Source organism: Paenirhodobacter sp. (assembly GCF_047600745.1).
GTDB lineage: Bacteria > Pseudomonadota > Alphaproteobacteria > Rhodobacterales > Rhodobacteraceae > Rhodobacter.
This window is the reverse complement of sequence record NZ_JASGKI010000004.1, coordinates 1,515,571-1,531,086: the sequence shown is the minus strand read 5'-3', so window position 1 is coordinate 1,531,086 and position 15,516 is coordinate 1,515,571. Positions and strand designations below refer to the sequence as shown.

Below are 15,516 nucleotides of genomic sequence, written 5' to 3'. Positions count from 1 at the left end.
GGCATCATGCTGCGGTCCCTTGTCCTTTATACGGCCCTGAGCCTCTGTGCAAATTCCGTGGCGGCGGCGGATCTGGCGGCGCTGAAGACCGGCGACATGGCGAAGCTGGTGGTCTATGAAGAGCCGCTCGCCGTGCCCGAACTGCCCTTTACCGACGAAACCGGCGCAGAGCGGCGGCTGGCGGATTACCGGGGCAAGGTCGTGCTGCTGAACTTCTGGGCGACGTGGTGCGCGCCCTGCCGGAAGGAGATGCCCGGGCTCGACGCGCTTCAGGGAACGTTGGGCGGGGCGGATTTTCAGGTCGTGACCATCGCCACCGGGCGCAACCCGCAGGCGCAGATCGACCGGTTTTTCCGCGAAGCCGGGGTGACCCGCCTGCCGCGCCATCAGGACGAACGCCAGGGGCTGGCGCGCGCGATGGGGGTGATGGGCCTGCCGGTTTCGGTGCTGATCGACCGCGACGGCCACGAAGTCGCCCGTATGATCGGCGAGGCCGACTGGAACAGCGAAGCCGCACACCGGCTGATCAGGGCGCTGATGGTGCCGTGAGGGGCGCGGAGGGTAAGCGCCACTATCCGGGGCGCTCTGGTCCGGCCTGGCGTGGACGTCTTTCGGGCAACCGTCGCTATCCGGGGCCCTCTGGCGTGGGTCCGACCTGGTGCGGAGGTTTGTCGGGCAAACGCCGCCATCCGGGGCCGCTTGGTGCGGGTCTGACCTGGCGTAGAGGTTTTTCGGGTAACCGCCGCGACCTGAGGCCCTTCGCGCAGGGCCGACCTGTTGACGGCAAGCTGTGCGGACGGTTTTCGCCGCGGTCGGAGACTGTCTCACGTTACCCTTGGGCAATCCCGGCGCGCGTCGCCTGTGCGCAACGATGGGTGCAGGCCGGGATGACGCGGTTGCGCCTTGGCACGGGATGGGGCCGTCGTCGCTTCGTGCTGCGGCGGGGGCACAGGTCCGGTGGCGCCCGCTTTGCGCAATGATGGGCGGTGGCCCGCCGTGACGTGGTTGCCTCTTGGTGCGGATTCAACTTGCCAATGTGCCGCCGGGAGCGGTTCCGTGCTCCGTGCTCCGTGCTCCGTGCTCCGTGCTCCGTGCTCCGTGCTCCGTGCTCCGTGCTCCGTGCTCCGTGCTCCGTGCTCCGTGCTCCGTGCTCCGTGCTCCGTGCTCCGTGCTCTGTGCTCTGTGCTCCGTGGCGCGGGCTTCGGCCTGCGGTCGATGTCAGGGGGTTTCGTGCAGCGGGGGGCGGCAGTCGTGCGGCGCATAGGCCGAAATGCGTGCCTCGATTGCCTTGCGTTTGAGCGGCTTTGTCAGGTAGTGGTCCGCGCCCGCCCGCAGGATCGCGCCATCCTCGCCTTCGAGGGCATAGGCCGTCAGGGCGCAGATCGGCACATGGCTTCCGCTGTCCTTTTCCTCGGCGCGGATTGCCCGCATCGCGGCCTTGCCGTCCATTTCGGGCATCGAGATGTCCATGAAGATCAGGTCGGGCTGGAAGCTGCGCCAGAGCTCGACCGCCTCGCGGCCATTGGCGGCGAACCGAAGCTCGATGTCGATCCCCTTCATCATCTTGGCGAAAACGAGCTGGTTGGTGCGGTTGTCCTCGGCCGTCAGGACGCGCATCTGCCGCTTCGGCCCCTCCGGCGCGGGGGGCGGCGGCGGAAGGGCGGGCTCCGGGACGGACTGCTCCGATGTGCGCCGCTCCGCCGAAAGCTGCTGCAACATCCGGAACAGATCCGAGCGCAGCACCGGCTTCGCCATGCAATGCACCAGCGGATCGACCGCCCGCGCCCGGGCGCAAGCATCGGGTTCCGAGGTCATCACCACGACCGGGGTTTCGCCGTTCTGCGCGCGCAGCTTTGCCGCCAGTTCCGTCGCATTCATGTCCGCCACGCCCTGATCGGCCAGCACCACATCGAACTGCGCCCCGTCATCCAGCAGCCGGTAAGCCTCGGCCGCGCTGCGCACCGCGGTCACGGTCAGGCCATAGGTCTCCAGCTGCCGTTCCAGCACCAGCCGGTTCACCAGCATATCGTCGATCACCAGCGCTGCGCGCAGGGTGATCGGTTCGCTCGGGCGTTCGGGAGGATCGACATCCTCGTCGGCCTGCAAGGTCAGCTCGAAGCCGAAGCACGATCCCCGGTCCTGTTCGCTTTTGACCCAGATGTCGCCGCCCATCATCTTCACCAGATGGCGAGAGATCGACAGCCCGAGCCCCGTGCCCTCGAACCGGCGGTTGGCATTCGCCTCGACCTGGGTGAATTCGCCGAAGACCCGCTCCAGATTTTCGGGCGCAATGCCGATGCCGCTGTCCTCGACCGAGAAATGCAGTTCGAAATGCCGGTAGGATTGCTCGAACCCCACGACGCGCGCCAGCACATAGCCCTCGGGCGTGAATTTCACCGCATTGCCGATCAGGTTGGTGAAGATCTGCCGGATCCGCCCGGGGTCGACGATGAACCGCGTCGGCAGGAACAGGTCGTAATCGACGATCAGCCGCAACCCCTTGTCGCGCGCGGCGGGCATCAGCAGCGCCATCACCTCATGCAGACAGCGCTCGATGTCGAAGGGTTCCGGATACAGCGTCATCCGGTCGGCCTCGATCTTCGAATAGTCGAGGATTTCGTTGATGATCGACAGCAGCGCCTCGCCGGAGGTGCGGATCGTATCGGCATAAAGGCGCTGGTCGCCCTGCAACTCGGTTTCCGCCAGCAGGTCCGCCATGCCGACGATGCCGTTCATCGGGGTCCGGATCTCGTGGCTCATATTGGCGAGGAAGGCGGTTTTCGCGCGGCTGGCGGCTTCGGCCCGGCGGCGGGCTTCCTCCAGTTCCTGCTCCCGGGTGAAGGTTTCGGTGATGTCCTGCACCAGGCAGACCAGATCGCCCTCCACCCCCCAGCGGTCGATCAGCTTGATATGCCGCCCCGAAATGGTGCGCAGCACCACCGGCGGCAGCGTCGTGTGTTCGATCCGCGACAGCATCCCGGCCTGCCAGTCCGCCGGGTCGCGGCCTTCGAGGTCAATCATCCCGTCGGTCGCCAGCGCCCGCACGACGCGCAGGTAATCCACCCCGGCGACCAGCGTGCCGGTCTTGCGGAACAGGTCGTGATAGGCGCGGTTCGCCATCACCAGCTTCAGCGAGGGATCATAGATCGCGAAACCGTCGCGAATCGTTTCCAGCGCATCCCACAGCCGCCGCTGCGCATTGCGCCCAAGCGCCAGCGCGCGTTCCAGATCGTCCCGCACGCGGCTGTTCTCGCCCTTCAGCGAGGCCGCCTCGGTCCGCACCTGCCGCTGTTCCGCCAGTTGATCGGACAGCACCTGCGCGTGCATGGACAGCTTCTGATTGGCCAGATGCAGTTCGCGCCGGAGTTGCTCCATCTGCCGTTCGGCCGCCAGCCGGGCGCGGCGCTCCTTCACCAGCTTGTCCGGCAGGCTTTCCTCCGTCTTCTGCATCCGCGCGTCTTTCCTGCCCGTCATCTGGCCCGCCATCATTCCGGGGCAGATTGGCAGCCGGCTGTGAATTTATGTTTAAGCTGAACCATCTGATTGAACGGACCTGCGGGCCGTGGCACCCTCGTCCGGACCGTGGAGGGAGGAACTCATGCGTCACCTGCTGGCCCCGCTGATGTTGTCCGCGCTGATGGCGCTTCCTGCCGTGGCGGGGCCGGTGCCCGAGCGGCGGCTGTCCTGGGCGGAGGGGCTGGATCTGGTCGGGCGTGACCTGGCGCAGATCCTCGACACCAGCCTTGAGGGCTGTGCGGCGGCCTGTCTGGCCGATAGCGCCTGCGAGGCCGTCACCTTCAATGCGCGCAACAATTCCTGCTTCCCGAAGGCCGATGTCACCGGCACGACGCCCTATCGCGGCGCGTTTTCGGGGGTGATCGTGCAGACCCCGGCGCAGGTTCTGGCGCGGGCCGAAGAGCGGGCGCGGGATCTGGCCTTTCTGGGCGAGACGGTGAATCGGGCGACGGATTTCGCGCGCGACATCGGGCGCCAGCACATGACCGGTTTTGCCCGGCCCGAGGATATTGCGGCGCAGCTGCCGCAGGCGGAGGGCGATCGGGCGCGGGATCTGCGCGGCGCGCTGGTGGCGCTGGAGGATGGCACGGATCAGTGGCTGGACTATGCCCGGCTGCAACTGTCCCATGATTCGGGTTCGGCGGTTCTGGCGGCGGTGAACGGCTATCTGCGCGCCCCCGCCGCCCCGGCGCAGGCCGAGGCGCTGGCCGTTCTGGCGCGGGGGCTGGAACAGATGGGGCAGACGCGGGACATGATCACCGCGCTGCGGCTGGCGGCGGGGCTGTCGAACCGGGCGGAGATCGCCGCCGCGCTTGAGGATGCCGTGGCGAAATACGGCTTCCGGATCGCCGAGCATCAGGTGGAATCGGACGGCGCGATCCCGCGGCTCTGCGCCGTGTTCTCCGAGGATCTGGCGCGTTCCGGCGTGGATTACGCGAGCTTCGTGCAACTGCCGAAGACCGGGCTTTCGGTTGAACCCGAGGGGCGGCAGCTTTGCGTTGCGGGGCTGGAGCGCGGCGAACGTTATGCCGTGACCTTCCGCAAGGGCCTGCCCTCCGAGGGCGGCGAGACGCTGCTCAGGGATGTCACCCTCACCGCCTATGTGCGCGACCGCAAGCCGCAGGTCAGCTTCCCGGGCCGGGCCTATATCCTGCCGCGCGGCGCGGATCAGGGCCTGCCGGTCGAGACGGTGAACACGAAAAGCGTCGATCTGACATTGCTGCGGGTGTCGGACCGGAACCTGGTCGCGGCGATGCGGGAGGGCTATTTCGCGCGCTCGCTGGACCAGTGGGACGGCGAGACGTTCGAGGACCGCATGGCCGAGGAGGTCTGGCGCGGCACCGCCGATGTCGGGCTTGAGATGAACCGCGCGGTGACCACCCGCCTGCCGGTGCAGCAGGTGACCGGGCCGCTGGGCGCGGGGGTCTATGTCCTCAGGGCGTCGATCGAGGGGACCGATCCCGGGGAAACCCCGCCCGCGCTGCAATGGTTCGTGATTTCCGATCTGGGGATGAGCACCTTCAGCGGCACCGATGGGCTGACGGTCGCGGTGCGGCGGCTGTCGGATGCGCAGGCGGTTCCGGGTGCGCAGGTGGCGCTGGTGTCGCGCGGCAACGAGGTGATCGCCACGGCGCCGACCGACGATCAGGGCGTGGCGCGGTTCGATGCGGCGCTGGCGGCGGGGCGGGGCAATGCGGCCCCGGCGCTGGTTTCGGTGACGCAGGGGGAGGACATGTCCTTCCTGTCGCTGACCGATCCGGAGTTCGACCTGTCGGATCGGGGCGTGGCGGGCAAGCCGCCTGCGCCGCCGATCGACACCTTCCTGACCACCGACCGCGGCGCCTATCGCGCGGGAGAGGTGATCCACGCCACGATCCTGACCCGCGATGCCACCGCCGCAGCACTCACCGATGTGCCGCTGACCGTGGTGCTGCTGCGGCCCGACGGGGTGGAATATGCCCGGCAGGTGGTGGCGGATGCCGGGGCCGGGGGGCATGTGGTGTCGCTGCCCATCGGCGGTTCGGCGCCGCGCGGGACGTGGCGGCTGGATGTGCTGGCCGATCCGAAGGCGGCGCCGCTGGCCTCGGCCCGGCTGCTGGTCGAGGATTTCCTGCCCGAGCGGATCGACTTTGACCTCACCCTGCCCGAGGGCGTTCTGGCGGCGGGTGATGCGGCGCGGATCGGTGTTGCGGCGCGCTACCTGTTCGGCGCGCCGGGGGCGGGGCTGGCGTGGGAGGGCGAGGTGCGGCTGACCTCGGCCGACGGTTTGCCGGGCTATGAGGGCTATCGCTTCGGCCGCTACGACGACCCCTTCGCGCTGGTTTCCGACAGCCTTGGTTCGGGGGAGACGGATGACACCGGCGCGGCACAGATCGACGCGCTGTTGCCCGAACAGGCGGCGACGGCGGGCGGGCCGGTGACGGCGAACTTCGTCCTGCGGCTGCGCGAGGGCTCGGGCCGCCCGGTCGAGCGCAGCGTGACGCGGGTGGTGATGCCCACCGATCCGGTGATCGGGATCCAGCCCCTGTTCGACGGCGGCCTGCCGGAGGGGGCGCAGGCGCGGTTCCGGCTGCTGGCGCTCGGGCCGGGGATGGCGCCGGTGCCGATGAAGGCGCATTGGCGGGTGAACCGGGTCGAGACCGATTATCAGTGGTATGCGGTCGGTGGTTCCTGGACCTGGGAACCGGTGGTGCGCCGAACCCGGGTGGCGGAGGGCGATGTGACGCTCGACGGTCCGCAGGAGATCGCCGCGCCTACCGATTGGGGCGATTATGAACTGGTCGTGGAGAGTGTCGAAGGCGCCTATGCCGCCGCCGCGTTGCGGTTCGAGGCCGGGTGGTATGCCCCCGCCGATGTGACGGACAGCCCCGACCGGCTGCAACTCTCGCTCGACAAACCCGCCTATCGCGCGGGCGATACGGCGCGGCTGCGGATCGTGGCCCCCGCGGATGGGGTGGCGCTGGTTTCGGTGCTGTCGAACCGGCTGGTGGCGCTGCAATCGGTGGCGGTGACCAAAGGGGAGAATGCGGTCGATCTGCCGGTGACGGGCGACTGGGGCGCGGGGGTCTATGTCACGGCCTCGGTGATCCGGCCTCTGGGGGCGCAGGCGGGGCGGGCGCCGAACCGGGCGCTCGGGCTCAGCTATGCCGCCGTCGATCCGGGGCCGCGCAGGCTGAGCGCGCAGTTCGACGTGCCCGCGGCTTCGGCGCCGCGCGCCGCGCTTCCGGTCGCGCTGAAGGTCGAGGGGATCACGCCGGGCGAAACCGCCTATGCCACCATTGCAGCGGTGGATGAGGGGATCCTGAACCTGACCGCCTTCAAGGCGCCCGATCCGCTCGACCATTACTTCGGCCAGCGGCGGCTGGGGGTCGGGTTGCGCGATCTTTATGGCCGGCTGATCGACGGGCGGGCGGGCACGCCGGGGGCGATCCGCTCGGGCGGCGATGCGGGTGGGCGGCAGACGCAGGCCCCGCCGCCGACCGAGGAGCTGGTGGCCTATTTCTCCGGCCCGGTGACGGTGGGGGCGGATGGCGTGGCGAGGGCCAGTTTCGACATGCCCGCCTTCAACGGCTCGGTGAAGCTGATGGCGGTGGTCTGGTCGAAGACCGGCATCGGGCAGGCCTCGGCGGATGTGCTGGTGCGTGATCCGGTGGTGGTGACGGCTTCGGTCCCGCGCTTCATGGCGCCGGGGGATAGCTCGCGCGCGCTGCTGGAGATCGTTCATGCCACCGGGCCCGCCGGGCGGATGGGGCTGGATGTCAGCGCGACGGGGCTGGCCTTGGGCGCAGCGCCTTCGGGCGTCGATCTGACCGAGCAGGGCAAGGCGGTGGTCGAGGTGCCGCTGACCGCGCAGGCCGAGGGGGTGCAGGAAATCCGCGTGGCGCTGACCACCCCGGACGGCAAGCTGCTGGAAAAGGTGCTGAAAATCCCGGTCGAGAGTAACGATCCGCCGGTTTCGCGGCAGTCGCGCTTTGATCTGGCGCCGGGGAAGACCTTTACCTTCGATGCCAATGTCTTTGCCGGGTTCCGGCCCGGAACGGCGCGGGCGGTGCTGGCTGCCGGGCCGGTCGGGCGGTTCGACACGCCGGGCCTGCTCGCGGCGCTCGACGCCTATCCCTATGGTTGTACGGAGCAGATCACGTCAAAGGCGCTGCCGCTGCTGTATCTGTCCTCGGTCGCCGGGGCGATGGGGCTGGTGCCGCCCGCCGACCTGCCCGCGCGGATCGACACGGCGATCACCAAGGTGCTGACCAATCAGGACAGTTCCGGCGCCTTCGGCCTGTGGTCTGCGGAATCGGGGGATGGCTGGCTCGATGCCTATGTCACCGATTTCCTCAGCCGGGCGAAGAAGGCGGGCTATGCGGTGCCCGAAACGGCCTTCCGCAATGCACTCGACAACCTGCGCAATCAGGTGAACTACGCCCCGGATTTCGACAGCGGGTCGAATGGCGGCGGCACGTTGCTGGCCTATCAGTTGATGGTGCTGGCGCGCGAAGGGGCGGCGGCGGTGGGCGATCTGCGCTATTACGCCGATGTGAAGGGCGACGATTTCGCCACGCCTCTTGCGGCGGCGCAACTGGGCGCGGGGCTGGCGGCCTATGGCGACCAGACGCGGGCCGATGCGATGTTCGCCCGCGCCGGGCGGATGCTGTCGGCACAGGCGGAGCGGGAGGGCTGGCGCGAGGATTACGGCTCTGGCCTGCGCGACATGGCGGCGGTTCTGGCGATCGCGCAGGAGGCCGGTTCGACGGCGGTCGATACCTCGGTGCTTGGTACCGCGCTGGCCGAACGGCTGCGCCGGGTGCCGCTGTCCACGCAGGAGGCGACATGGACCCTGCTGGCGGCCAATGCGATGATCGACCGGCCCGATGCGGGCGGGCTGACGGTGGATGGTGTGGCGCCCGGGGGGCCGCTGGTCAGCGTGCTGGATGCCGAAACGGCGGGGCGGTCGCTGGCCATCGCCAATCCGGGGGACCGGGCGCAGGTGCTGACCCTGACCACGACGGGCGTGCCGGAAACCCCCGAACCCGCGGGCGGCAAGGGCTGGAAGATCACGCGCACGACCTACACGATGGAGGGCGCGCCGGTGGATGTTGCCGAGGTCGCGCAGGGCACCCGGCTGGTCGCGGTGCTGGAAATCGCCCCGCTCGGATGGCAGGAGGCGCGGCTGATCGTTGACGATCCGCTGCCTGCCGGGTTCGAGATCGACAACCCGAACCTGATCCGGGGCGGCGATATTTCGGCGCTCGACTGGCTCGACGTCACCACCGACACGCGGATGACCGAGTTCCGGCAGGATCGGTTCCTGGCCGCGGTGGACTGGCGCGGGGACCGGCCGTTCCGGCTGGCCTATATCGTCCGCGCGGTCAGCCCGGGCGCGTTCCACCATCCCGCCGCCTCGGTCGCCGACATGTATCGGCCGGAGATGCGCGCCCAGACGGAGGCGGGCCGCGTGGTGGTGCGGTGAAGGCGCTTTTCGCCGCCGCGCTGGCGCTGTTGCTGGCGGCGGGGGCGCGCGATGCGCTGGACGATTGGGTGGCGGCGACGGATCTGCCGCCGCTCTCCGTGGCCGTGGGGACGGAGGTTCTGGCGCGCGACGGCACGATCCTGCGCGCCTTTCCGGTGGGGGAGCAATGGCGGCTGGCGCCGGGCCCGGTCGATGCGGGCTATCTGCGCGCGCTGGTGGCCTATGAGGACGGGCGGTTCTACCACCACGCCGGGGTTGATGCGCGGGCGGTGCTGCGCGCGGCGTGGCAGGCGGCGACGCGGGGGCGGGTGGTGTCCGGGGCCTCGACGCTGACGATGCAGGTGGCGCGGCTTTTGGAGGACGGCCCGACCGGCAGCCTGCGCGGCAAGCTGCGGCAGGCGCGGGTGGCGCTGGCGCTGGAGCGGCGGCTGTCGAAGGCGCAGATCCTTGACCTTTACCTGCGGCTGGCGCCGATGGGGGGGAATTTGCAGGGCGTGCGGGCGGCGTCGCTGGCCTGGTTCGGCAAGGAGCCGCGCCGCCTGACGCCCGCCGAGGCCGCGCTGCTGGTCGCCCTGCCGCAGGCGCCGGAGAGCCGCCGCCCCGACCGCGCCCCCGAAGCCGCCCGCAAGGGCCGGGACCGGGTTCTCGCGCGGTTGGTGGACGAAGGGGTGATCGACCCCGGCGCGGCCACGGCCGCCCGGAACGAACCGATCCCGGCGCGGCGGGATTTCCCCGTTCTCGCCCCGCATCTGGCACAGAGGCTGGCATCGGCGGCACCGCCGGGCGCGCGGATCGAAACCACGATCGACCCGGCCCTGCAACGCGCGGCAGAGGCGCTTGCGCGGCGTGCGGTGGCCGGGCAGCAGGGCACGGTGTCCGCGGCGATGGTTCTGGCCGATCACCGGACGGGCGAAATCCTCGCGCAGGTCGGCGGGGCGGAGTGGACGGATACGGCGCGGGCGGGATTTGTCGATCTGTCGCGGGCGCCGCGCTCGCCGGGGTCCACGTTGAAGCCCTTCGTCTATGCGCTGGCCTTTGACGACGGGCTCGCGCATCCCGAAACGCTGATCGAGGACACGCCCGTCGCCTTTGGCCTGTGGCGCCCCCAGAATTTCGACCGGCAGTTTCGCGGCACGGTGACCCTGCGGCAGGCGCTTGGCCTGTCGCTCAACATCCCGGTGGTGCGGCTGACCGAGGCGCTCGGCCCCGCGCGGCTGCTCGCCGTGCTGCGGCGCGGCGGCGCGGCGGTGGAACTGCCGGGGGAGCCGGGGTTGGCGATCAGTCTGGGCGGTCTGGGGATCAGCCTTCAGGATCTGGTGCAGCTTTATGCGGGGCTCGCGCGGCTGGGCCAGCCGGTGCGGCTCTCGGCGCTGGCGGGCGGGGCGGCGCCGCTGCCGGGCGCGCTGTTCGGGCCGGTCGCGGCGTGGCAGGTGGGCGATGTGCTGGCCCATGTGCCGCCGCCGCCCGGCGGGTTGCCGAACCGGATCGCCTACAAGACCGGTACCTCTTATGGCCACCGCGATGCGCTGGCAGTGGGGTTCGACGGGCGGCTGGTGGCGGGGGTCTGGCTTGGCCGGGCGGATGGCACGCCGGTGCCGGGGGCCTTTGGCGGTGATCTGGCGGCACCGGTGCTGTTTGAACTGATCGGCCGGGCCGGGCCGGGCACGCCGCTGCCGCCCGCGCCGCCCGCCACGCTGACGGTGCCGAATGCCCTGCTGCCGCAGCCGCTGCAACGGTTCCGGATGCGGGACAGGGCGCCCGCCGATGCGCCGGAACTGACCTTTCCGCCGGACGGCGCACAGGTCGAACTGCCCGAAGGCGCGGATCTGACGGCGAAGCTGCGCGGCGGGCTGCCGCCCTTCCTGTGGCTGGTGAACGGGGCCCCCCTGCGCAGTGGGGAACGGGGGCGGGAAGTCGCGCTGCCCTTGGCCCCGGGGTTCGCCACGCTGACGGTGCTGGATGCGAAGGGGCGCTCGGCCTCGGCCCGGGTGCGGCTTACAGCACCGGCGCCATGAGCCGCGCGACCGGCGCGCCGATCCGCAGGCCCAGCGGCGCCTCGGCCAGGGGCCGGGTGTACAGCGTCGAGCGGGCGAAATCGCGTTCCAGCATTCGCGCCACCTCCGCCGCGAAGCCGGGATCGGCCAGCACCGCCGAAGCCTCGAAATTCAGCCGGCACGAGCGGGCATCCAGATTGTGGCTGCCGATCGCGGCGATCTGATCGTCGATCAGCACCGCCTTCTGGTGCATGAAACCGCCGGAATAGCGATAGATCTTCACCCCGGATCCCCGCAGCGCCTCGATAAACGCATATCCCGCCAGCCAGACCAGCCAGTGATCGCGCTCATCCGCCATCAGCACCCGCACATCCGCCCCGCGCAGCGCGGCGAGCCGCAGCGCCTGCATCAGCCCGGTATCGGGGGTGAAATAGGGCGAGGAAATCCACAGCCGTTCCCGCGCGGCGGTGATGGCATGGTTGAAGAACAGCCCGCCCGTTTCCTCGGCATCCGAAGGCCCGGAGGCGAGGATCAGCGCGGGTACGGCACCCGCCTCCGCCGGGGTCCAGTGGAGGTCCAGCACCTCGCCGGTGGCCCAGTGCCAGTCCTCGGCGAAATGCAGCTGCATCTGCGCGACGACCGGCCCTTCGAGCCGGATCATCGTGTCGCGCCACGGGCCCAGCCGGGGATTGCGGCCGACATATTCGTCGCCGATGTTATAGCCGCCGGTAAAGCCGACGCGCCCGTCGATCACCGCGATCTTGCGATGGTTGCGGAAGTTCACCCGGGTCAGCGCCCATTTCCGCTGTGGGTGGCGGGCGTGGAAGTTGGTGATCTCGACCCCGCCCGCCCGCATTTCGGCGATATAGCTGCGGTGCAGGCCATAGCTGCCGACCGGATCATAGAGCACGCAGACCCGCACGCCCTGTTGCTCCTTCTCCAGCAGCAGATCCTGCAACGCGCGGCCAAGGCCGTCGTCGCGCAGGATATAGGTCTCGATCAGGACATAATGCTCGGCGGCGCGGATTGCGTCGAACAGGGCGTGGAAAACCGTCTCGCTTTCGACCAGCAGCCGGACCGCATTGCCGCCGGTGGCGTCGCGCCCGGCGATCGCCTCGAACCCGGTGAGCAGATGCGCGGCATGCGGCGTCAGCCCGATGCGCGAGGCCGCCGGGGTGCTGCCCTCGCTCATCCGCGCGGCGGTTTCGGACAGTTTGCGATCCCGGATCATCGCCGGATAGCGGATGTCGCCAAAGATCACATAGGCCGGGATCGCGATATAGGGCAGGGTCAGCAGGAACACCGCCCAGCCGACCGCGCCCTGTGGGGTGCGCGCGGTGCGGATCGCCCGGAACGCCAGAAGCAGCGCCGTGCCATGCAGCGCGACGAGCCCGAGCGTGACCAGAAGGGCGACCGGCACCCGTCAGTGCTCCCGCATCGTCAGCAGCCGCTGCACCAGCGTGTCGCGCAGGCCTTCGGCGCCAAGCGCGGCATCCACCGCCCGCATCCGCCGCCGGAGCGTGGACACCTCGTCGATCAGGTTCAGGATCAGCGGCACGGCCTCGTCATTCACCGCCATGTCCTCGGTCAGCTCGACGATCAGCCGCAGCCGCGCGAGGTCGGTATCGTCGAACACCTGCCCCCCATCCGACAGCCGTGGACGGACCCAGGCCTGCGCCACGCAGACCGTCAGCCGGTCCCGGGTCAGCCGCGCGACCCGGGTCAGGATTTCCGCTTCGGTCATCATGTCCGGTTCCCCTCCCAGCTTTTGCGCGGGTCATAGGCGGTTTTCGCGCGCCAGGCCCGGATTGCCTCGGCCAGCGCCGGGTCTTCGGTTTCGGGCAGCACGATCTTCAGCGTGACCAGCAGGTCGCCGCCCTTCACGCCCTTGCCGCGCAGCCGCATCACCTTGCCCGAGGAGGCATTGGCGGGCACCTTCAGCCGCACGCGCCCACCCGGCACCGGCACCTCGACCGGGCCGCCCAGAACCGCCTCGTCAATCGAGATCGGCAGATCCATGTGGATGTCGTTGCCCTCGCGCCGGAACACCGGGTCTTCGGCCACGGTGACGGTGACGAGCGCATCACCCGCCGGGCCGCCGTTGACGCCCGGCTCGCCCTTGCCCGCAAGGCGCAGGGTCTGGCCGTCCTCGATCCCGGCGGGAATGGCGATTTCCACCCGGCCGATGCCGGGCAGGGTCACCGGATGCTTGCCGCCCGTGATGGCTTCGAGGAAGGGGATCTCCATGTGGAAATGCCGGTCCTGCCCGCGCATCCGCGCATTGGAGTAGCCCCCCCGCCCGCCGAAGGCGTTGCGGAACAGGTCGCCCAGATCGTCGAACCCGCCTTCAAAGCCATAGCGCCCCGAAGGGTCGGTTTCGGCATATTGCCGGTAATATTGCTGCTGCGGCCGTTCCTGCCCGGAGGCGTCGATTTCACCCGCATCGAAGCGGCGGCGCTTTTCGGGGTCGTGCAACAGGTCATAGGCCGCCGAGACCGCCTTGAACCGATCCGCTTTGGTCGGGTCGTTGCCGGTCAGGTCGGGGTGCAGTTCCTTTGCCAGCCTGCGATAGGCCTTCTTGATTTCGGCATCCGAGGCGGTCTTCGCCACCCCGAGCGCCGCATAGGGATTGTTTGTGTCGTCTGCCATCGGTCATTCCTTTGCGCCCAGGCGCATGATTTGGGAACAATATGGGCGCCTGCCGCCCTGCGGGCAATTCCCCGGCGGGAATTTTTGCCGCTTTTTCAGGCGTTATTCGGGGTTGGCGCCGGGGGCATGGGGGGCGATATGCTGTTCCCTCCAGGGGGCGAGGCGACCCTGCATGACGACGGCCTGCCGGTGCTGTTCGGCAACCTGTTCCTTGAAGTGTGCCGCCGCCCGGGGAGACGCTGCGCCTGCTGGCCACTGGCGGCGCGGGGGATTTCGGATTGGTGCTGCTGTGGCTGATGGTCTTTGTGGCCTCTGGTCACGGGGGATCTGATCGGGTGGCCCGCGGTGGGGTGGCGCTTTGGGTGTTCGCGGCCTGTCGGTTCGGGGCCGAGGCGCATTTCGCCCGTGGCTAGGTGCCGTCGGGCGCGTTTGGGTTGCGGGCGGGGGCGCCCTCGGCCACCACCTTGATCCCGCCCGAAACCTCCTTGACGTCGAAGCGCAGCGCCGGGGCCCTGCGCCAGCCGCCGTGCAGATAGAGCGCCGTCGCCATGATCAGCGTCGAGACCATCGCCGCCGGAAAGCTGAGCCAGAGCGCATCGACGCCAAGCCAGCCCCGCAGCCCGAAGGCAAAGCCCATCCGCACCGGATACATCGAGATGAACAGGATGATCAGCGGCCAGACCACCTGACCATTCGCCCGGATCGTGCCGAACAGCACCATCGTGATGCCGAAGCACACGAAGCCCCAGGTGGAGACCCGGCCGATATGCTGCGCGATGCCCACCGCCGCGCCGCTGTCGCCCAGGAACAGCCCCATCACCGGGCGGTCGGCGAAGAACAGCGCGACCACCAGCCCCCCGGTCAGGATCAGGTTGAAGACGATGCCCCAGCGGGTGATCCGGCCCACCCGGTCCCAGCGGCCCGCGCCGATGTTCTGCGCGGCCATCGCGCTCACGGCGGCGCCAAGGGCCATCGCGGGCATCTGCACATAGGTCCACATCTGTTGCGTCGCGCCGAAGGCCGCCGTGGTATCGACCCCCTCGCGGTTCACCAGCGTCAGCATGGTCAGCATCGAGGAGGACACCACCACCATCTGAATCCCGATCGGCAGCCCCTTCTCCAGCAGCAGCCGCAGCACCGAAGGCACCGGCACCAGAAGCCCGAGTTCCCGCCCGCGCAGCCTGAGCGGCAGATCCTTCGCGTAGATATAGCCGAGCATCGCCGCCAGGCTGATGTAATTCGCCAGCGCCGTGGCAAAGGCCGATCCGCCAATCCCCATCGCCGACACCGGCCCGAGCCCCAGGATGAACAGCGGGTTCAGCACCGTATCCAGCACCACCGCCAGCGCCATGAAGATCAGGGGCGTCATCGAATCGCCCGAGCCGCGCAGCGCCATCATGATCATCGTCATCATCAGCACCGCAGGCATGGCGGCAAAGATCACCCGCAGGAAATCGAGCGCGAGCGGCACCGTTTCCGCCGGCGTGCCCAGAACGCCCAGCAGTTGCGGCGCCCAGATCCAGCCGCCCACCGAGACCAGCACCGCCATCGGCACGAAGGTTCCGAGTGCGGTGCCCACCACCTCGCGCGCGGCGGCAATGTCGCCCCGGCCGATGGATTGTCCGATCAGGATCGTCGAGGCCATGCCGAAGCCGAAGACGAAGGCCGTGAGCAGGAACAGCACCAGATTGCCGTTCGTGGTGGCGGCGAGCGCGTTTTCCCCCAGAAGCCGCCCGATCCAGATCGCGTCGATCGAGCCGTTCGCCGATTGCAGCACCGAAGATCCCAGCGTCGGCAGGGCGAACATCAGGAGCGCCGGAACGATCGGCCCTTCGATCAGGTTCGTGCGGGTTTTCATGGGTTTCCTCCGTTCGGCCCTTCCATTCTAGG

General features: G+C 69.4%; 9 protein-coding genes. 4 read left to right on the top strand and 5 right to left on the bottom strand.

Going from position 1 to position 15,516, the window contains the following annotated elements:
- Nucleotides 1–6: 6 nt before the first annotated feature.
- Nucleotides 7–549, top strand: coding sequence for a TlpA family protein disulfide reductase (locus tag QM789_RS16135; RefSeq protein WP_420352862.1), 543 nt, complete (start codon nucleotides 7–9; stop codon nucleotides 547–549).
- Between the two features lie 669 nt (nucleotides 550–1,218).
- Here the strand turns inward: QM789_RS16135 and QM789_RS16130 are convergent.
- Nucleotides 1,219–3,474 (bottom strand): response regulator, encoded by a 2,256-nt coding sequence (locus tag QM789_RS16130; protein WP_420352861.1) that lies wholly within the window; start codon nucleotides 3,472–3,474, stop codon nucleotides 1,219–1,221.
- Between the two features lie 124 nt (nucleotides 3,475–3,598).
- On the opposite strand from QM789_RS16130, the gene QM789_RS16125 reads away from it, so the two are divergent.
- Nucleotides 3,599–8,983, top strand: a complete 5,385-nt coding sequence (locus QM789_RS16125; RefSeq protein ID WP_420352860.1) for an alpha-2-macroglobulin family protein — start codon at nucleotides 3,599–3,601, stop codon at nucleotides 8,981–8,983.
- Complete coding sequence (gene pbpC, locus QM789_RS16120) at nucleotides 8,980–10,998, top strand: penicillin-binding protein 1C (protein ID WP_420352859.1); 2,019 nt, start codon at nucleotides 8,980–8,982, stop codon at nucleotides 10,996–10,998. The genes QM789_RS16125 and pbpC overlap by 4 nt, the downstream gene beginning before the upstream one ends.
- On the opposite strand, the gene cls is transcribed toward pbpC, so the two are convergent.
- From cls to QM789_RS16105, 3 genes are read right to left on the bottom strand one after another with little or no spacing between them, the layout of a single operon-like run.
- The gene (cls, locus tag QM789_RS16115) at nucleotides 10,979–12,397 is read right to left on the bottom strand and encodes a cardiolipin synthase (protein ID WP_420352858.1); all 1,419 of its coding nucleotides are present in this window, start codon (nucleotides 12,395–12,397) and stop codon (nucleotides 10,979–10,981) included. The genes pbpC and cls overlap by 20 nt on opposite strands.
- A 3-nt stretch (nucleotides 12,398–12,400) precedes the next feature.
- Nucleotides 12,401–12,724, bottom strand: a complete 324-nt coding sequence (locus QM789_RS16110) for a chaperone modulator CbpM (protein ID WP_420352857.1) — start codon at nucleotides 12,722–12,724, stop codon at nucleotides 12,401–12,403.
- The gene (locus QM789_RS16105) at nucleotides 12,721–13,626 is read right to left on the bottom strand and encodes a DnaJ C-terminal domain-containing protein (RefSeq protein WP_420352856.1); all 906 of its coding nucleotides are present in this window, start codon (nucleotides 13,624–13,626) and stop codon (nucleotides 12,721–12,723) included. The genes QM789_RS16110 and QM789_RS16105 overlap by 4 nt, the downstream gene beginning before the upstream one ends.
- Nucleotides 13,627–13,764: 138 nt before the next feature.
- Between QM789_RS16105 and QM789_RS16100 the strand changes: the two genes are divergently transcribed.
- Complete coding sequence (locus tag QM789_RS16100) at nucleotides 13,765–13,923, top strand: hypothetical protein (protein WP_420352855.1); 159 nt, start codon at nucleotides 13,765–13,767, stop codon at nucleotides 13,921–13,923.
- A 112-nt stretch (nucleotides 13,924–14,035) separates the two neighbouring features.
- Here QM789_RS16100 and QM789_RS16095 read toward each other — a convergent pair whose 3' ends face one another.
- Nucleotides 14,036–15,484: an MATE family efflux transporter gene (locus QM789_RS16095; RefSeq protein ID WP_420352854.1), complete on the bottom strand. Its 1,449-nt coding sequence runs from the start codon at nucleotides 15,482–15,484 to the stop codon at nucleotides 14,036–14,038.
- Nucleotides 15,485–15,516 lie beyond the last annotated feature (32 nt).

Excerpts from the sequence above, each read along its gene's own strand:
- QM789_RS16135 (WP_420352862.1), top strand. The coding sequence starts at position 7 with ATGCTGCGGTCCCTTGTCCTTTATACGGCCCTGAGCCTCTGTGCAAAT.
- QM789_RS16130 (WP_420352861.1), bottom strand. The coding sequence starts at position 3,474 with ATGACGGGCAGGAAAGACGCGCGGATGCAGAAGACGGAGGAAAGCCTG.
- QM789_RS16125 (WP_420352860.1), top strand. The coding sequence starts at position 3,599 with ATGCGTCACCTGCTGGCCCCGCTGATGTTGTCCGCGCTGATGGCGCTT.
- QM789_RS16110 (WP_420352857.1), bottom strand. The coding sequence starts at position 12,724 with ATGATGACCGAAGCGGAAATCCTGACCCGGGTCGCGCGGCTGACCCGG.
- QM789_RS16105 (WP_420352856.1), bottom strand. The coding sequence starts at position 13,626 with ATGGCAGACGACACAAACAATCCCTATGCGGCGCTCGGGGTGGCGAAG.
- QM789_RS16100 (WP_420352855.1), top strand. The coding sequence starts at position 13,765 with ATGCTGTTCCCTCCAGGGGGCGAGGCGACCCTGCATGACGACGGCCTG.
- QM789_RS16095 (WP_420352854.1), bottom strand. The coding sequence starts at position 15,484 with ATGAAAACCCGCACGAACCTGATCGAAGGGCCGATCGTTCCGGCGCTC.